Below are 23,910 nucleotides of genomic sequence, written 5' to 3' on the forward strand. Positions count from 1 at the left end.
GGTGCGCAGCGTGAGCTGTACATCCGATTCAGGGGTTTCTTTTTGCTTTTGATATGTCTCCGACTCTATTATATAGAGTCAGCCGTCTCAGTACGGTTCAACGGACTAGAGTGTGTATTCGGGCCAGGGGTATTCCGCTCTAACCAGTTCACAACATGCTGAGCCACTTCTGTTCGGTTGATCTCATGCAGCATTTCATGCCGTCCATCCGGATACAGGCGATACTCAATATTCTCCAGGTGAAGTTTCTTATACTGCGAGACCAGATTAAGAACGCCTTTGCCATGAAGTCCGACAGGGTCCTTCTCACCTGAGAACAGGTATACGGGTTTGTGTTTGGGTATGCGCTCCATATTGTGTGGGAGATGGACTTCAAGCAGCAATTTGAAGAAGTCGCGGAAAAAGCCTGCTGTACAGACGGCTCCGCACAGGGGATCATCAATGAATCTCTGAACCTCTTGTGAGTCCCGGGACAACCAATCAAACGGTGTCGTTGCAGGGCGGAAAGAGCGATTAAATCCACCAAATACAATCGCGTTAAGCAGCATGCTGGGGTGGGTAGCCCCCTGAATGCCGCATTGTAAAAAGGCGAGTTTCTCTCCAAACCGGAGCAGACCACGTCTGCCGTTTGTCCCGGATAAAATAAAGGCATGGTACTGTTCATGACCAGCGTACATGAGATGTTGTACCAAGAATGAGCCCATGCTATGTCCCATTAGAAATAGGGGCACCCCAGGATTCTCTTTGGCGGCTACTTCGCCCAGATTGATCATATCACTCGCCATCCAGCGGAAGGCATCGATACCAGCATTACCAAGCAACTTGGCATTCTCCACAGTTTTGCCATGACCCCGATGGTCATTGGCATAAACCGCATAGCCATTTTGGGTAAGGATGTCGGCAAATTCGGCGTATCGGGCTGCCGTCTCGCCCATGCCATGTGCAATTTGCACGACACCTTTAACGTTACATTCCGGATCGGGAAGCCAGCGGTACACATGAATACGGGTACCTTCACTAGCGACCAAGGCAAAGGTAGATTCCTGCATCTCGTGTAATTCCTCCTTCACAGGTTACATATAAGCTTGATTTAGGGCAGATAAGAGCGAAGAACAGTGGTATTCCCGTTCAATGTATAAGAACCCAGATTGGCTGGCAAGAGATAACATTGTCCAGCTTTCAATTCAATGCTGTCTGATTCAGCATGTGCCCACTCCAAAGTTCCTTCTCCTTCACAGACAACGAGAATCGTGAAGCTGTCAGGATTGGTGGAGAGTTCCCAACGTTTGTTCACAATACCTTTTTCAACTACAAAATAAGGGCATTCCGCAAGCTTGAGCCATTCACCAGGAGTAGCGTTATTTGTTTTCATCGTTGAGGCACCTGCGCCCTCATAGGCGGTGACATTTAATGAGTCTTCAACATGCAACTCGCGTGGTTTGCCATCCAGTCCTGGACGATTGTAATCGTATATCCGGTACGTCGTATCCGAGTTTTGCTGAATCTCAGCGACAACGACACCTGCACAGAGCGCATGCACTGTTCCGGCAGGGATAAAGAACGTATCACCAGCTTCTACAGGCACCTGACGAAGGGTATCCATCACCGTGCCGTTTTCCAATGCTTCTTTTAATGTTGCCCGATCAACGCCTTCGTTCAAGCCATAGATGATGTGTGCGCCCGGTTTTGCGTCGAGTACATACCACATTTCTGTTTTGCCAAGCTCGCCAGGAGGAAGTGCCTCATACTCGTCAGTTGGATGAACCTGAACGGACAGGTCATCGTTGCAGTCAAGCAACTTAATCAGAAGGGGGAAACGGCCGCCTTTTTCAGAGACACCTTTGGTTCCAAGCCATTCGGTGCCCAGTTGTTCACGAACTTCATCCAGACCTTTGCCAGCCAGTGCTCCATTTAATACCTTGGTTGTACCGTTGGGATGATCCGCAATCATCCATCCTTCTCCGATATGTCCTTCAGGGGGCGTAAGGCCGAATTGCTCCAGCGCACGACCGCCCCACACACGTTCTTTGAACTCAGGTTGGAATTGTAATGGGTATGGCGTAGACATCAGTAATCTCTCCTCTAGTATATGAAATGGTGGATCGCTTTAATCAGTCATGGGCATGTAGTCGCCATGAGCAAACAAGTGAATACGTTTGCATATGTAGATGTAGAACACAGATCGCAGTAAGAAAAAGCCGTTAATAGCTCGCCTTGCGATTGTGTCTAGTTTATTGTATTTGGGGAACAAAGGAAATTATTTTTTCTCGATTCCGATCAGAAAAGGAGAAGTTTCTCGCTGCAATTGGCGATAGATCACAACCTGTGCCTGTTCCACCGGAAGGGCAGAGGACCAGTCCAATACAGCTTCTGCTTCCTGTGCCCCTCCGTCATGACCGGGGTAGAGCACAACCGTAATAATTCCGCGAGGACGTAATAAAGCGAGTGCAGCCTCGAGTGCAGCGATCGTGCTGTCAGTCTCGGTGATGATGGAGGAATCTGCACTTTCTGAAGGCAGGTACCCCAGATTGAACATAACTGCACCAACCGTACCAAGCCATGACTCAGGAACTGCTTCTGCCATTCGATCATGGCTTAGTTGAAGCATGGAGATGGAGCCAAGCTTGGCTTCATCATTTTGTTTTCGAATCCGGGCCTGTGCCAGCGTGAGGGCTTCACTTTGAATATCGAATCCAATGACTTGACCACGCCGGCCAACTTGTTGTGCCAAAAATAGTGTGTCTGCTCCTGTACCCACCGTTGCATCTATCGCCAGATCACCTGGCTGCAGACGGGAAGCAATCCACTGATGCGCACAGCTGAGAACCGAAAGAAAGCCCATCTATGCTCGCCTCCAATACTTACCTTGCCATGAATCCCGCTCTCGCAGCTCACGATCAATGGAGTTTAACACTTCCCATTTGTTCATGGACCACATCGGTCCAATCAACAGATCACGCGGTGCGTCGCCTGTAAGACGGTGTACGATCATTTCCGGTGGAAGCATCTCCAGTGTATCTACGATCAGCTTGATATACTCGTCCTGATCCAGAAAACGTAAAAGACCAGCTTCGTATTGCTTCACCATTGGTGTTTTGCGCATCAGATGCAGCAGGTGAATCTTGATTCCCTGTACATCCATATTGGCAACTGCCCGTCCAGTGTCCAGCATCATCTCATGTGTCTCTTGAGGCAGACCATATATGATATGTGTGCACACACGTATATTCCGTTTGCGCAGTTTCTCAACCGCTTCTTCATAACACTTCGTGTCGTGCGCGCGATTAATCAATGTTGATGTGGAATCATGGATCGTTTGAAGGCCCATCTCAACCCACAGATAGGTGCGTTCGTTCAGATCAGCCAAATAATCAACAACGTCATCTGGCAAACAATCCGGGCGAGTGGCGATGGACAAACCAACAACACCGGGTTGCTCAAGAATTTCTTCAAAATACTCGCGCAGCTCCTCAACCGGAGCATACGTATTCGTATAGGCTTGGAAGTAGCCAATATAATGGGCTTTAGGCCACTTGAGGTGCTGTTTATCTCGAATTGTATTGAATTGGGTGACCAGATCTTCACGTCTGCTGCCAGCAAAATCGCCTGATCCACGCGCACTGCAGAAGGTGCAACCACCTTTGGCAATGGAACCGTCGCGGTTGGGACAGGTGAATCCAGCATCCAGCATCACTTTGAAAACCTTATTGTTAAATTGATCTCGCATCTCATAATTCCAGGTATGGAATCGTTTATCTCCCCACAGGAGAGGGGACTGTAATGCAGGTGCATTCATCTTCAGGGTACTCCTTTGGTTGTCGAATTACCGTAATCATACGTGAACAAAAGAAGAAGCGCTATGCGATTTCCGTCATAGATGATGGATAGCGATTATAGGTGTCTTCATGAACTTTTATCATTGTATCAAAAAACTAAAAAAAAAGGGAATCGAAACGCAAAAATAGGCCGTAAAATCAAGGTTTTCTCCTTGCTATAGTTTACACCTTATGTTATATTTAAATCAGCGTCAGACACCATCTAATGGGTATTATTCATCATAGCATTTGAATCAACGTTGACGTCATGGACCATACTATACCGTGAGGTGATATGAATGAATTCCCAAGTTAAAAACAATGAATTGAATCATGTGTCTGTTGAATTGACGGCAGAAGAAGCACTGGCTTTAACAGGTGTTCGTTTTAATGGAAATCCGAAAGTGAAAGCGGCTGCAAGACAAAAAGTTCGCGATGCTTTCGAAAAGACATTTGATTTTTCACACCAAGATAAGGTAGACTATGAACTACTAAAGTAGTTGGACCCCAATTCCAAATAAATCGAAGAGGGAATCTTTGAGATTTGCCCAAAGTGGCAGATCCGAAGATTCCCTTTTCATTGCTCTTTACAATTTGCCAGTTCTTCGGCAAAATAAGTCTGAGACAAGTATGGGACAAACGGAGGAATAAAATGCGTTTACGTGGCAGAAAAGGGATAAGAGAAAATCTGGAGCAACAAGTTGATCTTGTTGTACTGGACCCAAAGCAACATAAAGGAAAATGGTCTGAACTGTTTGGCAATGATCACCCGATCTTCGTGGAATTTGGTATGGGTAAAGGTCAATTTATCAGCCAAATGAGTTATAAATATCCGGAATTTAATTTCATCGGTATTGATATGTATGATGAACTGGTGCGTCGTGCCAGTGAGAAAGCTCGTAATGCGTGGAGTCAGGCTGATGTGGAGACACCTCCGAACCTGAAGCTTGCGCTGGCAAATATCGAACAGATCGAAGAAGTTTTTGAACCGGAAGAACTGGAGCGCATTTATTTGAACTTCAGTGATCCTTGGCCAAAAGCAAAGCATGCACGCCGTCGGTTGACGCATCCGCGCTTCCTGAAGAAATACACGGAATTGCTTAATCCCAAAGGTCAGATTCATTTCAAAACCGATTCGGAGACGCTGTTTGATTTCTCACTCAACGCCATTGCCGACTTTGGCTTGCAAATGACCAATATTTCTTTGAATCTGCATCGTGATGGTTTGAATGAAGAACATGTGATGACGGAGTACGAGCAGAAATTCATGGGTAAAGGTATGAACATTCACCGGGTTGAAGTGATTGTGGGTGAAGAGGCCTTGCGTGAGTATCAGCAGATACGTCTGGACAAGTATAAAGTTCGTGAAGCTTCGAATGAGTCTGGCGAAGATCAGGAACAGGAATAAATCGAAATCTAATTTAAACTCAATTAAGTAGAGCGACACATGAGGTGAATGATTCATTCTCATAGGTCGCTCTTTTTTTGAATTAACAATCCATATGCATTACTTCATAAACTCAAGTCTGGGATGATTTCAAAAGTTCTCTGAATGAAACTCTTTGCGGCGATAATCGTTTGGTGTAACACCATTGAACTTTTTGAACATGCGATAGAAGTATGAACTGTTGGTGAATCCGGTCCTCTCGGCAATGTCGGCAACGGAGTTTTCTGTCTCCACCAGCAGATGCTGGGCCTTGGCTATGCGGGTTTCGTTAATTACGTCCGTGAGCCCTTTCAGGGTGAGCTGTTTGTAGAGCCTGCTTACATAGATGGGCGACATGCCCAACTCATCTGCGATAGAAGTTAGACATAGATTGGGGTCCACATAGTCCCGCTCAATAATGCCATTGATTTTACGAATTAACTCTTCGTGTTTCAGTGTACGTTTCTCCTCGACTTTGGAACCAAGCTCATCAAACATCCGATAGAAGTGTTCATGTACTTCACTGATGTCTTCCGCGTCTTTGACAGGCAGCATTAGACCATCCGAGACTGAATCAAGCGTGAGTTGATTATTCTTCTTGAGGGTATTTCGTACATGGTTCAGTGTCATCGTCAGATGGGATAAAGCTAGCTGGAAGACGGTAAATGGATATGCGGCTGTCTCGCCGACGATATCTGCATAGACTTGTTTTGCTTCTCGCGTCTTACCTGTCATTAGATGATCAACAAGTTGTCTTTCCTTACCTGCTGGAAATGCGTACTCCTTGGCGTGATAAGCCATGATGTCAGAGGTATAGATCAGACAGCCCGGTCCCATGAACAAACGATGAAGTGAGGCTTCGGCTGATCTGGTGTAGGATGCAATACTGTCTTCCAATGAATCTTCTTCCGTGCCGATCGTACAGGAGATGGAGCATTTCAAATGGGTCATTACAGCTGCCTGCATCATACGTAGCAGCTCTTCGATCCGGTTATGAGCAGGTTGCTCAAGTTCATGGTTTTCCGCTTTTTCATTGAAGATGAGTGTGATCAGATCACCGCCCATGTCCACAGCTTCCGCATTGTAGTGGAGATCGGCTGTCTCGGTGCAGATGTTCATCATGGCGTATTTTACAAGCTGGGTCTCATCACGATACGTTTCGCTGAATTCGGTAAAATGGTCAATACGCAGTAATACCAGTCTGGATGCACGGTGAACATCAATGGAGGAGCCGTAGAACTTCATCCGTTCTTCCAGCATACCTCCAGTTACTGTTTCGCGGCCCTGTAGGGCCCCTCGTAGAAAATCCTGCCGTAACAAATGAAGACTGCCACGTCGCTCTGCTTCCATCACACGTAAACGAACAAGCACCTTATCAATAGGGTGATATAGTTTTCGGGACACAAGGTAAGAGAGCAGCAAGCCTGCGAAGAGAAGTCCAACACAAAACAGAACGGTATGTGTGCGCATACTCCGTATATCTGAGGTAATCAGATCATAAGGTGTTATTCTCACATAACGCCAACCCAGATCATCGGGAGCGGTATAGGTGATGAGCGATTTTTCTCCGTCGACCTTCTCGGTAAAGTAAGCTGATTGCTCCGTCTCCTGCATAATTGGCTTCATAAAAGCTTCGCTGGAGAGATTTTTCATCAATGCACGGTCGCCAAAGTCGGATAAAAGGTCTCCATTCTCATTCACGATAAAGGTTTTGCCTGGTTGATCCACAGCATTCATATTTGGACTGAGCCAATCATCCTTGATATTAACGATGACAGCATAGTTTAGCTTTGCGTTATCATTAATCGTGTCATAACAGAGATAGGTGTAGCTGTTAACCTCTGTTGCTTCGGTAGAGCCGACCTGATATGTACGCGGGATGGGTACAAAAGGTTTATAGTCATGGAAGTTCTGGAGGATACTTTTAATCCCCTGATCGTCGATCTCCGAGATGGACTGCTGCCCATTGCGCACGTTGGAACTGATATAGAATTCATTGCTTTTGGAGTTATATACATAGATAGATTCAATAAAAGGAAGGGACATACGGTAGTTGTCTAGCTGCTCCATCGCGGATGTGATTTCATAGATATTCGGTTTGGAATAGAGCAGTAATGAAGAGATGGTGTAGTCTTGATAAATCTGATATGACAATGATTTTGCAGTCTCGGTCATTTTGGCCACTTCACGGCTGGTTTGAGTAAGACTGTTCATATCTGTACGATACACCTGGCGAAGAGCAATCCGATTATAGTTGACGTACAAAATAGAAGAAGCCACAAGTAAGGTAGCGACGGTACTGATAATAATGCCGATCAGAATCCGTGTGAAGACCTTCTGACTGTCCTCTGAACGTTTACGCATTCTGTTTCCCCCTCAGACCTCCTATTTTGGGTGAACAACATAGAATTTCATATACATATGTGAGGCTTCATATATCGATGTACAGAAGAGCAAGAGTAACTTGAATTATATATTATGTATGCGTTTACATCAATGCTGGACAGGCCATTTTGCCTGTTTTCTCTACATAAAGTTCAACTTTCGCTGGATTGTTCACTAGGTGTAGCCTATGCACGATATCAACATTTGTGAACGGATGTGTGTGAATGTCTGTTCATTTCATGGTTCGTTCATTTTGTTCATAGTTCATTTCGCAGAATCGTTCATTTTCTGAAGGGAAGCTTCAGTATCCGTGAGTGAAGAGAGCATCTACAATAAAAAGAGAGCTCCACCACGCAGCACCGCAAGAAATTCGGGAGGGATCGAGCCATGCTCAAAGAATTGAACAAAAACAAAATCATGTTTCTGATGCTGTTGCCCACGCTGATCTTTTTTCTGATTAACTCGTATTTTCCGATGGTCGGCATCTATTATGCGTTCACCCGGTATGATTTTGAAGGCGGATTATTTGGTAGTCCATTTGTCGGTCTGGAGAACTTTAAGTTCCTATGGCAATCCGGAATGTTGCTGAAGCTCACAACCAATACCGTGGGTTACAATCTCGCCTTCATTATATTAGGAAACGGTCTGGCGATCTTCTGTGCGATCATGCTTAGCGAGATCCGGGGCAGGTTATTCAAAAAAATTACTCAATCCGTCATGTTTTTGCCGTATTTCATCTCATTTGTACTATTAAGTGTAATCGCTTACAACATGTTTAACTACGAGTCGGGTTTTGTGAACACGGTACTCAAACGTTTTGAGGCCGGCCCGGTCGACATTTATAACACACCCTGGATCTGGGTGTTCCTGATCATCATCTTTTACCTGTGGAAAAATCTTGGATACAGCATGGTCATCTATCTGGCTGCCATAACGGGGATCAGTGATGAGTATTATGAGGCTGCCCGAATCGACGGGGCCAATATATTTCAGCGGATCTGGTACATTACAGTACCGATGCTGAAGCCAACCTTTGTCATCCTGTTGTTGTTCTCACTCGGCAGTATTATGAAGGGGCAGTTTGACCTGTTTTATCAACTGATCGGCAACAACGGGGTGTTGTACAACGCAACAGATATTATTGATACGTATGTGTACCGTTCACTGAAAGTAACGTTTGATATCGGGATGGCAACGGCTGCTGGTCTGTATCAGTCCTTGTTTGGATTCATTTTGATCATGACCGTCAACTATATTATCCGCAAAGTAAATGAGGACTACGCCTTGTTCTAGAACGCCCGCAGGGCAGGAGGGAGAACGATCATGAACACGCCAATGAATACTCACACTCGTACGAATACTCGTCTCAGAGATTCGGAATTCACTTTCATGTTTCAACTGATTTCCTACAGCTTCATCATCATTTTATCGATCATGTGTCTGCTACCGTTTCTGCTGATTCTATCCGGTTCATTCAGCAGCAACGAGTCCATTGTGAGGGATGGTTATCACCTCTTTCCAACGGACTTTTCCCTGGAAGGTTACAAAATGGTTTTTACATTCCCTACAAAGGTACTCAAGGCTTATGGGGTAACGGTCTTTACAACGGTGGTGGGGACTACGCTTGGGCTGTTCCTCATCACGATGGCCGGATTTGTGCTCCAGCGTAAGGATTTTAAATATCGGAACACGTTCTCGTTTTTTATCTACTTCACAACCCTGTTTGGTGGGGGGCTCGTGCCTTGGTACATTATGTTGGCGAACTACTTCAATCTCACAGATACGTACACCGTACTGATTTTCCCGGGGTTGATGACGCCATTCCTCATTATCCTGATGAAAAACTTCATTCGCTCGGCAGTGCCGGATGAATTGATTGAGTCCGCCAAAATTGATGGAGCAAATGACTTCCGCATCTATTTCAGCATTGTGTTGAAACTGGCGATGCCTGGTATCGCCACCGTAGGTCTGTTCTTGGCACTCGGTTACTGGAATGACTGGTTTACCTCATCCCTCTTCATTAACAACCCGGATATGTACCAACTGCAATTTTATCTCTACAACACGATGAACACGATCACATTCATTGACCAGATGGCGATTGGCACAGGGATCACGCTCAGTCAGGATGTGCCTACCGAATCAACCAAGATGGCAATGGCCATCGTTGTAACGGGACCGATTTTGTTCCTGTATCCGTTTGTACAACGTTATTTTGTTAAAGGACTCACCATTGGTGCAGTGAAAGGTTAGAACGTGAACGCGCTGTGGGCGTCAGGCCATTGACATCATTTCAGGTCTGAAGCATGGCGAGTCTGCGCTAACATATAAAGGTTCACCACAAAAAGGGAGGATGCGTATGCGTAACAAAACAATTCGGCACCTGTCTCTGGTACTTGCCCTGATGTTGTTCGCCGGGGTACTTGCCGCATGTAATAACGGTTCGGGGGGATCGACGCAAGGAAGCGAGCAGGGAGGAACATCCGGGAACAAAGGCGAGAAAGTCACGCTTCAATTTTACATGCTTGGGGATGCTCCGAAAGATCTGCCTGTCATTGAATCCGAGATCAATAAGCTGGCTGAGGCTGATCTGAACGTCAATGTGAAATTCAACTACACCTCATGGACCGACTGGGATCAAAAATATAAACTGCTGCTGTCTTCTGGACAGCCGATCGATCTGATCTTCACAGCAGATTGGACATTCTACCAGTCCTATGCCAAGAAGGGTGCGTTCCTGCCACTGGATGAAATGTTGCCTACAGCAGCGCCAGCGCTGAAAGCTCATGTACCTGATGACATGTGGAATGCTGTCAAAATCAATGACAAAATCTATACGGTTCCATCCACTTGGATTGAGTATGTAACCGAGGGAATTGCGTACCGTGAGGACTTGCGCGAGAAGTACAATCTTCCGAAACCGGAATCCTTGGAGACGCTCGAAGCGTATCTGGAGGGCATCAAAGCCAACGAACCCAATATGATTCCGATTGCGGATAGCAATGCCAACCATACCCATGGTATTCGTCAATTGACATCCAAGCTGGTTAATACAGCAGGTCAACTTCCATATGGACTGGATATTATGTATGACACACCAACAACCGTGACGTCCTACTGGGGATCGGCGCAACACCTGGAAGACCTGAAAACATACAAACGCTGGATGGATAAAGGCTTTTTCCCGAAAAACGTACTGAATGTAAAGGATACTTCCAACTCATTGCTGCAAAATGGAAAAGCGGCTGTTGTTCTGTCCGGGGAGAACCCGAACAAATTTAATGCAGATGTCATCAAGGTGCAGTCTACTCATCCAGATTGGAAACTGGCTTATTTCCCGTACCCGAATGCAAAAGGGTTTGCACAACCGGTTCACCCGATCCACAATGGTTTTGCGATTCCGCGTAGCAGTAAAAACCCGGAAAAAGCATTGGCATTTTATGAGAAACTGGTGACAGACAAACGATATAACTGGTTGACTGAATACGGCGTTGAAGGCAAAAACTTCGAGGTAGATAATGGATACTACAAAATGGTAGGCGATGCACAAACAAACGGCTTCCCGCGTGAGGGCATGAATGGTTGGGCATGGCGTAATCCGGAATTCATGCTCTATGACAAAACCTTTGATGACGTGCTGACCATGTTTGAAGATCTCGACAAAATCAAAAAGCCGGATATTTATACCGGATTTGCTGAAGACTGGACACCGTACCAAGCCGAGAAGGCTGCATTGGAACAAGTGGAAAAACAATATCTGTATCCGCTTAATGTAGGTTTGGTGGCAGACGTAGAGGCTGGATTGAACACATTTATGGAGAAGGCTAAACAAGCAGGATTGGAAAAAATTCAGGCAGAATACACCAAGCAGTGGCAGGAGTATTTGAAGTCTACAGGCATACAATAGTTTGTACTTTCCTTCATAAAGAAAAGGTGCCTTCAAATTCGAAGGCACCTTTTCAATGTGGTTGCAGGCTTGTTTGAAGCCGTTGGTTAGAGGCGTGATTGGACGAAGAATACAGGAAGCGACATCCTAATGGGATAAATTCATAAACGGGCCTCTTCTGCGGATGAAGGACGAACGTCCTCCAGCAGATCGATAATACTTTGAGCGCTCTGCATTGGATGAACCTTGGCGATTTCCGCCAAATGACGTTTGCGTTTACGTACAACATCCGGGTAGTGATGCAACAGCTTGTTCATCCATTTAACCACTACGTCGGGCGAAGTTATGGGTTCTCCCAACCCTCTTGCTGTAAAATAATGGACGTTTTCTTCTTCCTGACCAGGTATAGGGTTGTGGAACAACATGGGAATTCCTTTCGCCAAGCCTTCACTGCATGTCATTCCCCCAGGTTTGGTGATCAGAAGGTCGGATACTTCCATTAATTTGTCCACTTCGTTGGTGTACCCCATAATGTGAATATTTTCTTTGCGATACATCGGGTTCTGTTCCATGCTGATCCGTGTTTTATCATTGCGACCCAGACAAAAAATGATCTGAATATCTTCATGCCAGCGTGTCAGCAGCGGATGGACCAGCTTGTCGCTGAGCATTCCCCAACCGCCGCCCATCACCAGTACAGTAGGCATGTTCTTGAGGTTAAATCTGCTTCGGATCTCTTCTCGTCCGGGATGCTCCCAAAAATTTGGATGCACCGGAATGCCCGTGACTCGAATGTTGTCTGCAGGTACGCCTCGTAGCATTAGTTTGGACTTAACCTCATCTGAAGAAACCAGATAAAGGTCTACTTCACGGTTAATCCACGTCCCATGTGCATCATAGTCGGTGATGACTGTGCATAGGGGAACCTGTACACCCAGACGTTTCAGTCTGGATATGACAGCACTTGGAATCGGATGTGTACAGACAATCGCATCGGGACGTAACTGGCGCACAACGCTGCGTGTGTGTGTATAGAACAGTTTATGCAACGCCAGTGTGGTCAGCCTGTTCAATGATTTTTTATATTGGTGTCTGTATACGTATCCGAAAAGTTTGGGTTGGTTGGTAACCGTTTTTTTGTATGCTGTTATAATCAGAGGTGCAACCTTTGGATTTAAGAAACTTCCCAGTTCAAGCACTTTTGTCTGCACGTCTGGCGAGAGCTTTCGCAAATTGCTGGACAGTGCATAGGCGGCTTGAGTATGACCCGTACCAAAGCCTTCAGATAATAGTAATACTCTTTTTTTCTCCACGCTTACTTCACCTGTTCCTGCTAGGTTTTTCTGAGTCTAACATATCGGCTTTAAGACCAGAATGCAACTGTTGCAAGTGCGACTAAAGTACCTATTGTGGCACCCGCCAGAACATCGGAAGGATAGTGTAACCCCAGATAAATTCGAGAGAATCCGACAATAAGGGCCACAGGCAACAATATTAGCAATAAGATCGGATCAGTGGTCATAAAGGGAACTGTGACCGAAAAAATGGCAGTTGTGTGCCCTGAAGGAAACGAGTGATCCGTCAGGGGATTACGGAACGTAATTGTATCCGGCAAGGCCAGATAAGGTCGAATGCGGGGATACAATTTTTTCGCGATGGCTACAGGGATGTGGCTGACCGCAAGGGCGATACATGCCTGGAGTCCTGTTGTGCTCCATGGAGCTGGAGCAAGTAGCCAGATTAACAACGATATTGCAATAGATGAAGTTGCTCCACCCAGATGGGTGAAATAATACAGCCAAAAATTCATAAAACGATTATGAAGTCGGCCGTTGATCCACATAAAAACATTTCGATCATAATCTTGAAACTTTAAGAATAAACGGCTCATATTGGCCTCCTGCCAGTCAGGCCGCCCGTAATGGCGGCATTATTTCCGGTGATTTTCTGCATCCGGTTTCGTCCTGATTAGTATATAACCGTTTTTCATGAACTTGAGGTTATTTCAGGTATATGTTTATCATATTTTTAAATGTTGTCCTTTTCAAGAAGAACCCATGTAAAGAACGTGAAATTCATGTTAAAGAGTGGATATATACCCATCTTAACTTTTTGACTTGGGCCAGCCAAAAAAGATACAATGATTCAACATGGCTGAAATGAGGTAAAAAAATGTGAGTTCTGTTTCAAACTTTTTGAGGTCTGTTTGCGTTATTTGTTATAGAGCCTCTGACGAAGAATAACATGCTGATGAAAAAAGCAGGGACTTTAGAAATAAAAATCAAGTAAACGGCTGAAAATAAGATATAACAGGCATGAATGCGAGGTTGTGGTATCACGAAGTGTCTATTCAGCGTTTAAAGATCACATTTCTGCTTCAGAAAGTGGAATTGGGGTTTTGACAAATGACTGAAAAGGATACAGAATCGATAAAGCAGCCAACTGATAGCAACCAAGCTTTGAAACATTGCCTGATATATTCACGTAGTACACAAAAGAACAGGGTCATATTCTGCAGATCAAAAAAAAATAAATTGCAGAATCAGGAAGAGAAATGCTTGAGTAAACTGGGTTTTGAAAAAAAGGGGGTAACAGAGAACGATGTTGGACGCTATATTCGTCACGATGCAGGTCATTCTGGCACTGCTAGCCGTGTACCAATTCACGTTTTCGCTGTTCGGTCTGATTAAGAAAAAGAAAAAGAAACATTATCCGGCGACAAAATCATTCGCTGTACTCGTCGCAGCACACAATGAGGAACAAGTCATTGGTGCCTTGATGGAGAACTTGAAACAACTTGATTATCCGGAAGATCTGTACGATGTGTTTGTCATCTGTGACAACTGTACGGATGGAACGGCTCAAATTGTCAGAGAGCATGGATTAAACGCATGTGTACGTACCAATGCCGATTTAAGAGGTAAAGGGTATGCCATCGAATGGATGCTTAAGTACCTGTGGAAATTACCGCGTCAGTATGACGCAGTTGTTATGTTTGACGCGGATAACCTGGTTGACCGTAACTTCTTGCTTGAGATGAATGATGACTTGAACAATGGTTCGCGTGTTATCCAAGGATACATTGATACGAAAAATCCGGAGGATTCCTGGATTACTGCAGCTTACGGTGTTTCTTACTGGTACATCAACCGTCTGTGGCAGTTGTCTCGTCATAACTTGAATATGGCGAATTTCCTCGGAGGAACCGGAATGTGCTTTGAGACCAACCTGTTGAAGGAAATTGGTTGGGGTGCAACAAGTCTGGTTGAGGATCTGGAGTTTACGATGCGCAGTGTGCAACGTAATGTGTATCCTGTTTTCAACTATGACGCCAAAGTATTTGATGAGAAGCCATTAACATTCAAAGCTTCAGCGAGACAACGTCTGCGCTGGATGCAAGGTCACTTTACAGTTGCGCGTAGATACTTTTTCCCGTTGCTATGGCAGTCCATTAAGGAAAGAAGCCTGGTGAAATTTGACCTTGCTATCTACGGAGCCAATGTCTATGTGGTGTTGCTTACGTTCCTGATGACGGCTGTGATGTGGGTAGACATGGCTATATTCAGTGGTCCGCACATTGCTAATATTTATGGATACTTCCCGTTATGGGTTGGGTTCGTGGCTATTGGTTTGAACATTCTGACGTTCCTGTTGTCCATGGCGCTGGAGAAGGTTACCTTTGCCAAAGTTTATCTATATCTGATTTTGTTCCCGATCTACTTGCTGTCTTGGTACCCGATTACGTTCTACGCTTTCTTTACGCAGAACAACAAACAGTGGAGCCACACTCAACATACACGTGTTGTACGGTTGGATGAGGTGCAAAGCAAACAAGGGTAAGGAACATGCATGCGATACTTTGTTGACATCTGATATCACAAATGTGTAATTCACGAAAAAAAGTTGTGAAGAATGTTGACAATGTATTTCATGGGTGATATAGTATTCAAGTGCCTTAAAGCGAATAGCAATGGAATCACAAGCAGAAGTCCGACTTCTCACCTGATCAACAAATATGTTGGCTGGTCAACGATCCCAATAATTTATGAAGTGTATACTCATGAAGAATTGTGTTGATTACAGGGATGTCGGTAGCTTGACCGGCATCCCTTTTATTTTTGTTTAACTGGATATTTAAAATGACCTGGAGGTGGACGATTATTAGTAAAGATCACATGATTAATGATGAGATTCGGGCGAAGGAAGTACGCCTTGTCGGAGCTGAAGGAGAACAAATTGGGATTACGCCCATTCGCGAAGCACTGCAAATGGCGATTGACCTGAATTTGGATCTGGTCAATGTGGCACCACAGGCTAAACCGCCGGTGTGTCGTATTATGGACTATGGCAAATTCCGCTATGAGCAACAAAAGAAAGATAAAGAAGCCCGTAAGAACCAGAAAATTGTTGATATTAAAGAAGTATGGTTCCGTTCCAATATTGAGGAGCACGATTATCAAACGAAGCTTCGTAATGTAGTTAAGTTTTTGAACGAAGGCGACAAAGTGAAATGTTCTGTTCGTTATCGCGGACGTGAAATTGCACATGCCGCGATTGGTCAACGGATTTTGGAGCGCGTTAAGGTAGAAGTTGCAGAACTTTGTACTGTTGAACGTCAACCAAAATTGGAAGGCCGCAGTATGATCATGATCTTGGCTCCTAAAGCCTGATAACATTGGAGGAGGAAACACAAAATGCCTAAAATGAAAACACACAGCAGTTTGAAAGGACGCTTCAAAATTACTGGTTCCGGTAAGGTCCTTCGTTACAAAGCTCACAAAAACCACTTGCTTTCCCACAAATCCAAACGTGCTAAGCGCGTTCTGAACGGTAACCCAGTTATGGCTGCCGGGGATGTTAGACGTTTGAAACAAGGCTTGGCTAACTTGAAAGGCTAATTCTAATTAGTACATTCCGTATGGGGGATCGGCTACGGCCGTACACATACCACGGATACATTTATATTTATTTGGGAGGTTCTTTAATATGGCAAGAGTAAAAGGCGGTTTTGTAGTACGTCGTCGTCATAAAAAGGTTTTGAAACTGGCAAGAGGTTATTTCGGTTCCAAACACCGTATTTTTAAAACAGCTAACGAGCAAGTAATGAAATCCCTGGTATACGCATACCGTGACCGTCGCAACACGAAACGTAACTTCCGCAGACTGTGGATCGTTCGTATCAATGCTGCAGCACGTATGAATGGTTTGTCTTACAACAAACTGATCCATGGTTTGAAACTTGCTGGAGTAGACATGAACCGCAAAATGTTGGCTGATCTGGCCGTTAACGACATCAATGCGTTCAACTCTTTGGCTACTGTAGCTAAAGGCAAAATCAACGCTTAAATTGTATGATACAAGCCGCCGTACCTATATGGCGGCTTTTTTTACGGCTTGGAAGAAATTCGAAGATGAATCTCTGAATGAGTAGAGCGAATAGGCTATAGTCTGGAAGGGAACAATGAAACTAGATAACTGGTGAATAACGATCCATGGGAATACATAAAATACGAACGGTGAAATAATACAAATAAAAACAGGTAAATCCCACTCATCACTAAAGTTCGCGATATGTTTTTGTTATATAACATCACATCGTTGTAACGTTAGTGTGTTAAAACGCTAAATTATTAAGCGTTTTCAATAAAAAAAGAACAAAAATATGTGATATTTGGTGATGAAACATCTGGATTTTAACACTGGTTGATTGTATAATCACCTCTAGTAGGCTAGTCCTAGATTTTTCTCTCCATGTCATAATGTTCGGTTTTTCGACAGATGATAGGATGTTTCAAGGGTGAGAATGCGCTTTTAATGTCGAAGAAACCATACATTCTGCATAAAAGTCATTCCTGCTATCTGTTAACCGTTCAATTGTAGGCTGGATTGGAATGAGGGATATATCATTAAGGGGGAAAAAGAGAAATGAAAAAGATGCTCAGCTTGTCTTTGGTAATGTTGCTGGCGGTATCGGTTATGCTCGCAGGTTGCGGTAGCAAACCGAAAGAAGAAACAAATGCCGGAGGAGATACAGGTGGCACATCCACTGAAGCGAAATCCGACCTCAGAATCGGTATGGTTACTGACGTAGGTGGAGTTAATGACAAATCCTTTAACCAATCCGCTTGGGAAGCTCTGCAAGCGACTGAAACAGAAACAGGTACTGCTGTTAAATACCTGCAAAGTAAATCCGATGAAGAGTACATTCCTAACCTGAACGAATTCGTTAAAGGCGGATATGATCTGACTTGGGGTATCGGTTTCCAATTGGCTGATGCAATCAAAACTGTAGCTGAGCAAAACTCTGATGCTAAACTCGCGATCATCGACAGTGTTGTTGATGCTCCTAACGTTAAATCCGTAACATTTGCTGAAGAAGAAGGATCTTATCTGGTTGGTGTTGTGGCTGGTCTGACAACTAAATCCAACAAAATTGGTTTTGTAGGCGGTATGGAAAGCCCACTGATCAAAAAGTTTGAAGTAGGATTCAGAGAAGGCGTTAAAGCAGTTAACCCTGATGCTCAATTCATTTCTAACTACACAGGTGCATTTGATAAACCTGACCTGGGTAAAGCAGCAGCAGCAACACTTTACAATGAAGGTGTAGATATTATCTTCCACGCTTCTGGCGCAACAGGTAACGGTGTGTTTAACGAAGCAATTGCTCGTAAGAAACAAGGTCAAGATGTATGGGTTATCGGTGTTGACAAAGACCAATCTCTTGAGTTTGGTGATGAGATCACACTGACTTCCATGATCAAAAAAGTTGACGAAGCAGTTAAGCGCGTTAACAAAGAAGTAGTTGATGGTACATTCGCTGGCGGTTCCGAGAACCTGACTTTGAAAGAAAACGGCGTAGGTATTGCTGATACCTCTACTGCCAATGTACCTGCTGATACACTTGCAAAAGTGGAAGAGTACAAAGAAAAAATCATCAGCGGCGAAATCAAAGTTCCTACGGAGTAATTTTGATCTTAGTCGCAAATGAATAATCATTGGGGCCGGTCTTGACCGGCCTTATGATTGCAAGAACAGGAACATTTGATCAAGTCATCATAACAATTGTACAAGGTCACTGTGCATCAACGCTCCGGTAGGAGCTTTTCTTAAGATAATGGAATTGATATGTTCTTAATGAGCTGAACCATTCGATTATCGCAAGAAAAACTTCAGCTAAGCGCGGTCTGTCTTCTTTGAAAGTACGTCGATAGACGTTTTTTTTACGTTTGCGGAACCACACTATATCAGTTATAAGGGTGATTACATGGGTGCAGCAACCCCCGTCGTTGAGTTAAAACAAATTACGAAGCGTTTCCCAGGCATTGTTGCCAACGACGCCATCAGCCTTCAGCTTCGTAAGGGCGAGATCCATGCGCTACTGGGCGAAAACGGCGCTGGTAAGTCAACGTTGATGAATATTGTATTTGGTCTCTATCAGCCAGATGAAGGTTCCATTGAAGTGAATGGCAAGCCTGTCATCATCGACAGCCCTAACCGAGCGATCGATCTTGGCATAGGCATGGTGCATCAGCATTTTAAACTTGTACAGCCGTTCACGGTAACAGAGAACATTATTTTGGGATCTGAACCAACGAAGGGTCTCAATATTAACTATAAAAAAGCAGCCGCTGAAGTTCAGCGTCTTTCCGAACAGTATGGACTGAAGGTGAATCCTCATGCCAAAATTCATGATATTTCTGTCGGAATGCAGCAACGTGTAGAGATTGTTAAAACGTTGTATCGCGGTGCAGACATTCTGATATTTGACGAGCCTACAGCCGTATTGACTCCTCAAGAGATCAAAGAACTGATGATTATCATGAAGAAGCTTGTAGCTGAAGGAAAGTCCATTATTTTGATCACGCACAAACTGAAAGAAATCATGGAAATCTCCGATACGGTAACCATTATTCGTCGGGGTAAAGTAATTGATTCGGTTAAAACATCGGAAACAAATCCGAATGAGCTGGCAGAGAAAATGGTGGGGCGGAATGTCACATTCAAAGTGGACAAAAAACCGGCTACACCTGGAGCCAATGTGCTCGAAGTCAGTAAATTAACGGCCAAGAATAAAGAAGGTATTTCGGTTCTGAACCAACTTAACCTGAACGTACGTGCAGGAGAGATTGTCGGAATCGCAGGCGTGGATGGTAACGGGCAAAGTGAACTGATTGAAGCTCTTACCGGACTTCGTAAAGTAGAGAGCGGTTCGATTCTTTTGGAGGGCAAGGAGCTGTCCAATCATTCTCCGCGCCATATCTCGGAGTCGGGTGTAGCCCACATTCCGGAAGATCGACATAAACACGGACTTGTACTTGATTTTTCAGTGAGTGAAAATATCGTTCTGGAATCGTATTATAAAGCACCATACACCCGTAAAGGGTTCCTTAACTTCGATGCCATCAAACAGCAGGCGAAGCGGCTTGTTGAGGCTTTTGATGTGCGTACACCAAGCATCGAGACCAAAGCTCGGTCCTTGTCCGGAGGAAACCAGCAAAAGGCGATTATCGCCCGTGAGGTAGATAAAAACCCTGAACTGCTTATCGCTGCGCAACCAACACGTGGTTTGGATGTAGGGGCTATTGAGTTCGTGCAAAAGCAACTGATTGCACAGCGCGATCAAGGGAAGGCTGTTCTGCTGATTTCATTTGAGCTTGATGAGATTATCAATGTATCTGACCGAATTGCTGTTATTTATGAAGGCCAGATCGTTGGCGAGGTGCTGCCGGAAGAAACCAATGACAGGGAGCTCGGCTTGATGATGGCGGGCAGCACCCAAAAGAGAGGTACTGCGCATGAATAACGTATTGAAATGGTTTACCCGAGATTCATTTATTTTGCCTGTAGTAGCTATTATTATGGGTCTTATTCTCGGTGGAGTTGTCATGCTGATTGGTGGTTACAATCCAATTGAAGCCTATGGTGCATTGTTCACCAAGGTATTTGGCGACATGTACAACTTTGGTGAAGCAGTACGGGAAATGACGCCACTGATCATGACTGGACTCGCATTTGCATTTGCATCACGTGCAGGGTTGTTTAACATCGGGGGAGAAGGTCAATTTCTCGTTGGTATGACCGCTGCAACATTTGTTGGTGTTAAATTTGCAGGTTTGCCGATCTACCTTCATGCGCCACTGGCTTTGATTGCCGGTGCATTGTTTGGTGGTCTGTGGGCCGCGATTGCTGGTTATTTGAAGGCGGCACGTGGGGTCAATGAAGTTATCAGTAGTATCATGTTGAACTGGATTGGTCTGTATCTGGCCAACCTTATCGTTCGCCAATTCTTGCTATTGAAGGGCGAGAATCGTTCCGTGGATATCAGCGAATCGGCTTCGATTAGTTTGACATGGCTCTCTGAGCTGATGGGCAATTCCCGTGTACACATGGGGACGTTGATTGCCCTTGTGATGGCTGTGCTCTTTTATATCTATATGTGGAAAACAAAACAAGGTTATGAAATCCGCGCGGTAGGTTACAACCCTAATGCGGCTGAATATGCAGGTATGCATGTTAACCGGAATATCGTAAAAGCGATGTTTATCAGTGGTATGCTTGCCGGTCTTGGTGGTGCATTCCAGGTTCTTGGTGTGTTCCAATACCAAACCGTAATGTCGGGTTCACCGGGAACAGGCTTTGACGGAATTGCGGTTGCCCTGATTGGTTTGAATCATCCGTTTGGGGTGTTATTGGGGGCAGTGTTGTTTGGTACCCTCACGTACGGATCTGCAGGTATGAGTTTTGCTGCGGATGTTCCGCCTGAGATTATTCGGATTGTGATCGGTTCGATTATCTTCTTCATTGCGGCACAAGGCATCGTGCGCTGGATACTTAAACCGTTCTATTCGAAGCGTAAGAAAGAGAAGGTGTTGTAGATGGACTTGTTGACAATTGGGCAAATTATCAATACGACGCTTGTCTTTGCTACGGCATTGATTTTTGCATCACTCGGCGGAATTTTTTCGGAAAAATCAGGTGTAACCAACCTTGGACTTGAAGGTTTTATGGTCTTTGGTGCCTTTGCAGCTGGAATCGGGGCGCATTATGCTCAAGAATCGGGCATGGGCGGAACGACATCGGCCTGGATGGGAGTTTTGCTAGCGATTGTATTGGGCGTACTGGTATCTCTGATTCATGCCGTTGCGTCTATCACATTTAAGGCAGACCAGATTATCAGTGGTATCGTCATTAACTTTTTGGCAGCAGGAAGTACGTTGTACTTGGTTAAACTGTTGTTTGAAGGTTCTGGTGATTCACCATTGGTTCAAGGCTTCAGCAAGTTTGATGTGCCATTGTTGAAAGACATTCCTTTGCTTGGAGAAGCCTTCTTCAAGAACGTATATCCAACGACATATCTAGCCATTCTGTTCGTATTCCTGACGTATTACATCATGTTCAAAACGCCATTTGGTCTGCGCCTTCGTTCTGTAGGTGAACATCCAAGTGCGGCTGATACGGTTGGTGTTAAAGTGCTTCGTTATCGCTATATTGGCGTTATGATCAGTGGTGCGCTTGCGGCCATTGGTGGAGCTGCGATTACGTTGACGACCACGGGTACGTTCTCACACAATACGGTTTCCGGCCAAGGTTATATTGCCATTGCAGCTATGATCTTTGGTAAGTGGAATCCGATTGGTGCCTTTGGTGCGGCTGTTTTCTTTGGATTCTCACAAGCGATCCGAAACTATGTACAGTTGTTTGAATGGTCACAAAGTATTCCCCAGGAAATTATTTTCATGTTGCCTTACCTGCTTACCATCATCGTTCTCGTTGCAGCGGTTGGACGTTCTTCGGCTCCGTCTGCACTCGGTGAAGCGTATGACCCTGGTAAAAGGTAAACTTGTAATATGTCAATTTACTATCCAAAAGCTTGATAAAAGGGTCCGCCTTGTGCGGGCCTTTTTTCGTTTTCTTGAACGCCCATCGACTTTTCCATGCTTAACTTGGTTCTCGTGCAGATACCCATATTTTCAGGTAGGGACAAAGAAACAGGCGAATTCAGTGATGGACGAATACACTGTTTTGAACGATCCGAGGAGGAGGGGAAAGTATGAAACAACAAGTTACGCGTGATGAAGCGATGAAATTAATAGGCAAAAATATTGTTGCAATCAAAAAAGACGGCACTCGGGTTACGGGAAAGCTGTTGAAAGTATCGGGCAACAAACTGGTACTCAAGCGTTTGAATGGCAAAAAAGTACGTACAAAAGCGATTCTGCCACTGGTATTGTTTGATCTGCTCGCTATTGCCACACTGCCTTATGCTTATGGAGGTGGTCCCGGCTTCGGTCCCGGATATGGACCTGGACCAAAACCAGGGCCTGGATATGGTCCAGGCTACGGACCGGGATATGGACCTGGAGGACCTGGTGGCGGATATGGACCTGGTCCTGGATTCGGCCCTTATGGTCCAGGTCCACGCCCACCAGGATTTTTCTAGGACATTCTATAATGTTTTTTCCAATTCGTAGCAGCGGCTTATCATGATGTATCGAATCGCGCTGTATCCATTTTTTTGATAAAACTGAAGCCCTTTGGTATTGCCCTCATCCACCATCACTTTAGATCTTCGACAACCCCGGGATACCGCAAAGCTCTCTGCTTTGAGCAACAAAGTTTGCCCGTAACGTTTGCGTTGTTCTTTCGGACTAACGGCCATCATATCGACATAGAGCAATTCCCCATGCATGAGAAAATGGATGAATGCCACAGCAGCTTTGTCTGGCTCCGGCGAGACAACAAAGGTCATGCCCCTGTTCATTCGCAGGGGTATTTCTTTGCGGATTTTATTAATTTCCTTTTCGCTCATATGGGATAAAGGAACAAGTTGAGTGTCAATCAGCTTCATGATGGCGCCATCATCCAGCTTGGATGTGCGTTGCCGAATCACCATGCGGAGCCTCCTTTCAGGACCAGTCGTGCTGCTCGTATATCCTATGCCCGAAGCAAGATAAAAGGTGACTGAATGAAGCGCTGGGATTAGGGCAACCTTATAGGCTGAAGAGGGAGGAAAGAAGGTTCTCTGAATTTTTATGCAAAACAGGTATTGACTTATCGGTTGGAGGAATCATATAATGTTCCTAACATTTAACGAGAATATTTCATCGGCTATGAAGAGGACGAAGTTTTAAGGGCTCTTTTGCTCAGAGAGTGGCTGGAATTGCTGAAACCACCACCATTATCCCTTATATACGAGCTCACCTCGGAGCTGTTTTCCTGAAAAGCACTGGATGTCACTCCTTTCGCGTATTAGGGAAAATCGTATGTCTGCGTTACAGACAACAGGTATGGGAAACGACTATGTTCGTTTGAGCTATTCGTTTTGTTGTACCTGGTAAGGTCCGTTATTGCGAAATTTCGGGCAAAGTTGGGTGGTACCACGGAAGCGATAACCTTTC

22 protein-coding genes are annotated in these 23,910 nt (G+C 44.9%); 14 read left to right on the plus strand and 8 right to left on the minus strand.

Annotation, left to right across the window (positions count from 1 at the left end; translation table 11 throughout):
• Positions 1-68: 68 nt before the first annotated feature.
• The 4 genes from EL84_RS14915 to EL84_RS14930 form a co-directional block, all read right to left on the minus strand.
• Positions 69-1,049, minus strand: a complete 981-nt coding sequence (locus tag EL84_RS14915; RefSeq protein ID WP_047842238.1) for an alpha/beta fold hydrolase — start codon at positions 1,047-1,049, stop codon at positions 69-71.
• Positions 1,050-1,090: 41 nt separating this feature from the next.
• Positions 1,091-2,068, minus strand: a complete 978-nt coding sequence (locus EL84_RS14920; RefSeq protein ID WP_047842239.1) for a type I phosphomannose isomerase catalytic subunit — start codon at positions 2,066-2,068, stop codon at positions 1,091-1,093.
• A 189-nt stretch (positions 2,069-2,257) separates the two neighbouring features.
• The gene (locus EL84_RS14925) at positions 2,258-2,842 is read right to left on the minus strand and encodes a class I SAM-dependent methyltransferase (protein WP_036610195.1); all 585 of its coding nucleotides are present in this window, start codon (positions 2,840-2,842) and stop codon (positions 2,258-2,260) included.
• Positions 2,843-3,796, minus strand: a complete 954-nt coding sequence (locus EL84_RS14930; protein ID WP_047842240.1) for a TIGR01212 family radical SAM protein — start codon at positions 3,794-3,796, stop codon at positions 2,843-2,845.
• Between the two features lie 318 nt (positions 3,797-4,114).
• Between EL84_RS14930 and EL84_RS14935 the strand changes: the two genes are divergently transcribed.
• Both EL84_RS14935 and trmB read left to right on the plus strand, forming a co-directional pair.
• Positions 4,115-4,315 (plus strand): hypothetical protein, encoded by a 201-nt coding sequence (locus EL84_RS14935; RefSeq protein ID WP_036610190.1) that lies wholly within the window; start codon positions 4,115-4,117, stop codon positions 4,313-4,315.
• Positions 4,316-4,467: 152 nt separating this feature from the next.
• Complete coding sequence (trmB, locus tag EL84_RS14940) at positions 4,468-5,223, plus strand: tRNA (guanosine(46)-N7)-methyltransferase TrmB (protein WP_047842241.1); 756 nt, start codon at positions 4,468-4,470, stop codon at positions 5,221-5,223.
• A gap of 129 nt (positions 5,224-5,352) precedes the next feature.
• Here the strand turns inward: trmB and EL84_RS14945 are convergent, their stop codons facing one another.
• Complete coding sequence (locus EL84_RS14945; protein ID WP_047842242.1) at positions 5,353-7,605, minus strand: AraC family transcriptional regulator; 2,253 nt, start codon at positions 7,603-7,605, stop codon at positions 5,353-5,355.
• A 408-nt stretch (positions 7,606-8,013) separates the two neighbouring features.
• Here EL84_RS14945 and EL84_RS14950 point away from each other — a divergent pair, with 408 nt between their 5' ends.
• The 3 genes from EL84_RS14950 (at position 8,014) to EL84_RS14960 (ending at position 11,533) form a co-directional block, all read left to right on the plus strand.
• Entirely contained in the window at positions 8,014-8,919 is a 906-nt protein-coding gene (locus EL84_RS14950) for an ABC transporter permease (RefSeq protein ID WP_017689672.1), read from the plus strand.
• A 96-nt stretch (positions 8,920-9,015) separates the two neighbouring features.
• The gene (locus tag EL84_RS14955) at positions 9,016-9,879 is read left to right on the plus strand and encodes a carbohydrate ABC transporter permease (protein ID WP_373865007.1); all 864 of its coding nucleotides are present in this window, start codon (positions 9,016-9,018) and stop codon (positions 9,877-9,879) included.
• Positions 9,880-9,979: 100 nt separating this feature from the next.
• A complete protein-coding gene (locus tag EL84_RS14960) occupies positions 9,980-11,533 on the plus strand; it encodes an ABC transporter substrate-binding protein (protein ID WP_047842243.1) in 1,554 nt (517 codons plus the stop codon).
• Between the two features lie 140 nt (positions 11,534-11,673).
• On the opposite strand, the gene EL84_RS14965 is transcribed toward EL84_RS14960, so the two are convergent.
• Positions 11,674-12,825 (minus strand): UDP-N-acetylglucosamine--LPS N-acetylglucosamine transferase, encoded by a 1,152-nt coding sequence (locus EL84_RS14965; protein WP_036669745.1) that lies wholly within the window; start codon positions 12,823-12,825, stop codon positions 11,674-11,676.
• Between the two features lie 50 nt (positions 12,826-12,875).
• Positions 12,876-13,403 carry a phosphatase PAP2 family protein gene (locus EL84_RS14970; RefSeq protein WP_017689668.1) on the minus strand — a complete coding sequence of 176 codons (528 nt, stop codon included), beginning with the start codon at positions 13,401-13,403 and terminating at the stop codon, positions 12,876-12,878.
• Between the two features lie 710 nt (positions 13,404-14,113).
• Here EL84_RS14970 and EL84_RS14975 point away from each other — a divergent pair.
• The 9 genes from EL84_RS14975 to EL84_RS32280 all read left to right on the plus strand — a co-directional run bounded on the left by EL84_RS14975 (position 14,114) and on the right by EL84_RS32280 (position 22,952).
• Positions 14,114-15,352 (plus strand): glycosyltransferase family 2 protein, encoded by a 1,239-nt coding sequence (locus EL84_RS14975; RefSeq protein WP_036610177.1) that lies wholly within the window; start codon positions 14,114-14,116, stop codon positions 15,350-15,352.
• Positions 15,353-15,687: 335 nt separating this feature from the next.
• Positions 15,688-16,182 (plus strand): translation initiation factor IF-3, encoded by a 495-nt coding sequence (infC, locus tag EL84_RS14980; RefSeq protein ID WP_017689666.1) that lies wholly within the window; start codon positions 15,688-15,690, stop codon positions 16,180-16,182.
• Positions 16,183-16,206: 24 nt separating this feature from the next.
• On the plus strand, positions 16,207-16,410 hold the full coding sequence (gene rpmI / locus EL84_RS14985) for a 50S ribosomal protein L35 (protein ID WP_017689665.1): 204 nt from the start codon (positions 16,207-16,209) through the stop codon (positions 16,408-16,410).
• 88 nt (positions 16,411-16,498) lie between these two features.
• Positions 16,499-16,858, plus strand: coding sequence for a 50S ribosomal protein L20 (rplT, locus tag EL84_RS14990; protein ID WP_017689664.1), 360 nt, complete (start codon positions 16,499-16,501; stop codon positions 16,856-16,858).
• A gap of 579 nt (positions 16,859-17,437) precedes the next feature.
• Positions 17,438-18,478 carry a BMP family lipoprotein gene (locus tag EL84_RS14995; RefSeq protein ID WP_047842244.1) on the plus strand — a complete coding sequence of 347 codons (1,041 nt, stop codon included), beginning with the start codon at positions 17,438-17,440 and terminating at the stop codon, positions 18,476-18,478.
• A 298-nt stretch (positions 18,479-18,776) separates the two neighbouring features.
• Positions 18,777-20,315, plus strand: a complete 1,539-nt coding sequence (locus tag EL84_RS15000) for an ABC transporter ATP-binding protein (protein ID WP_036610171.1) — start codon at positions 18,777-18,779, stop codon at positions 20,313-20,315.
• Positions 20,308-21,387, plus strand: a complete 1,080-nt coding sequence (locus EL84_RS15005; protein WP_036610168.1) for an ABC transporter permease — start codon at positions 20,308-20,310, stop codon at positions 21,385-21,387. The genes EL84_RS15000 and EL84_RS15005 overlap by 8 nt, the downstream gene beginning before the upstream one ends.
• Positions 21,388-22,350, plus strand: coding sequence for an ABC transporter permease (locus EL84_RS15010; protein WP_047842245.1), 963 nt, complete (start codon positions 21,388-21,390; stop codon positions 22,348-22,350).
• Between the two features lie 212 nt (positions 22,351-22,562).
• A complete protein-coding gene (locus tag EL84_RS32280) occupies positions 22,563-22,952 on the plus strand; it encodes a hypothetical protein (protein ID WP_047842246.1) in 390 nt (129 codons plus the stop codon).
• A gap of 6 nt (positions 22,953-22,958) precedes the next feature.
• Here EL84_RS32280 and EL84_RS15020 read toward each other — a convergent pair whose 3' ends face one another.
• The gene (locus tag EL84_RS15020) at positions 22,959-23,402 is read right to left on the minus strand and encodes a GNAT family N-acetyltransferase (RefSeq protein ID WP_036611020.1); all 444 of its coding nucleotides are present in this window, start codon (positions 23,400-23,402) and stop codon (positions 22,959-22,961) included.
• Between the last annotated feature and the right edge of the window lie 508 nt (positions 23,403-23,910).

It is taken from the genome of Paenibacillus sp. VT-400 (assembly GCF_001029205.1).
GTDB classification, from domain to species: Bacteria; Bacillota; Bacilli; order Paenibacillales; family Paenibacillaceae; genus Paenibacillus; species Paenibacillus amylolyticus.

Coding starts and splice junctions, on each gene's coding strand:
- EL84_RS14945 (WP_047842242.1), bottom strand. CDS start 7,605: ATGCGTAAACGTTCAGAGGACAGTCAGAAGGTCTTCACACGGATTCTG.
- infC (WP_017689666.1), top strand. CDS start 15,688: ATGATTAATGATGAGATTCGGGCGAAGGAAGTACGCCTTGTCGGAGCT.
- EL84_RS14935 (WP_036610190.1), top strand. CDS start 4,115: ATGAATTCCCAAGTTAAAAACAATGAATTGAATCATGTGTCTGTTGAA.
- EL84_RS15010 (WP_047842245.1), top strand. CDS start 21,388: ATGGACTTGTTGACAATTGGGCAAATTATCAATACGACGCTTGTCTTT.
- EL84_RS14955 (WP_373865007.1), top strand. CDS start 9,016: ATGTTTCAACTGATTTCCTACAGCTTCATCATCATTTTATCGATCATG.
- EL84_RS15000 (WP_036610171.1), top strand. CDS start 18,777: ATGGGTGCAGCAACCCCCGTCGTTGAGTTAAAACAAATTACGAAGCGT.
- rplT (WP_017689664.1), top strand. CDS start 16,499: ATGGCAAGAGTAAAAGGCGGTTTTGTAGTACGTCGTCGTCATAAAAAG.
- EL84_RS15005 (WP_036610168.1), top strand. CDS start 20,308: ATGAATAACGTATTGAAATGGTTTACCCGAGATTCATTTATTTTGCCT.
- trmB (WP_047842241.1), top strand. CDS start 4,468: ATGCGTTTACGTGGCAGAAAAGGGATAAGAGAAAATCTGGAGCAACAA.
- EL84_RS14975 (WP_036610177.1), top strand. CDS start 14,114: ATGTTGGACGCTATATTCGTCACGATGCAGGTCATTCTGGCACTGCTA.
- rpmI (WP_017689665.1), top strand. CDS start 16,207: ATGCCTAAAATGAAAACACACAGCAGTTTGAAAGGACGCTTCAAAATT.
- EL84_RS32280 (WP_047842246.1), top strand. CDS start 22,563: ATGAAACAACAAGTTACGCGTGATGAAGCGATGAAATTAATAGGCAAA.
- EL84_RS14915 (WP_047842238.1), bottom strand. CDS start 1,049: ATGCAGGAATCTACCTTTGCCTTGGTCGCTAGTGAAGGTACCCGTATT.
- EL84_RS14970 (WP_017689668.1), bottom strand. CDS start 13,403: ATGAGCCGTTTATTCTTAAAGTTTCAAGATTATGATCGAAATGTTTTT.
- EL84_RS14930 (WP_047842240.1), bottom strand. CDS start 3,796: ATGAATGCACCTGCATTACAGTCCCCTCTCCTGTGGGGAGATAAACGA.
- EL84_RS14920 (WP_047842239.1), bottom strand. CDS start 2,068: ATGTCTACGCCATACCCATTACAATTCCAACCTGAGTTCAAAGAACGT.
- EL84_RS14960 (WP_047842243.1), top strand. CDS start 9,980: ATGCGTATGCGTAACAAAACAATTCGGCACCTGTCTCTGGTACTTGCC.
- EL84_RS14950 (WP_017689672.1), top strand. CDS start 8,014: ATGCTCAAAGAATTGAACAAAAACAAAATCATGTTTCTGATGCTGTTG.
- EL84_RS14995 (WP_047842244.1), top strand. CDS start 17,438: ATGAAAAAGATGCTCAGCTTGTCTTTGGTAATGTTGCTGGCGGTATCG.
- EL84_RS14925 (WP_036610195.1), bottom strand. CDS start 2,842: ATGGGCTTTCTTTCGGTTCTCAGCTGTGCGCATCAGTGGATTGCTTCC.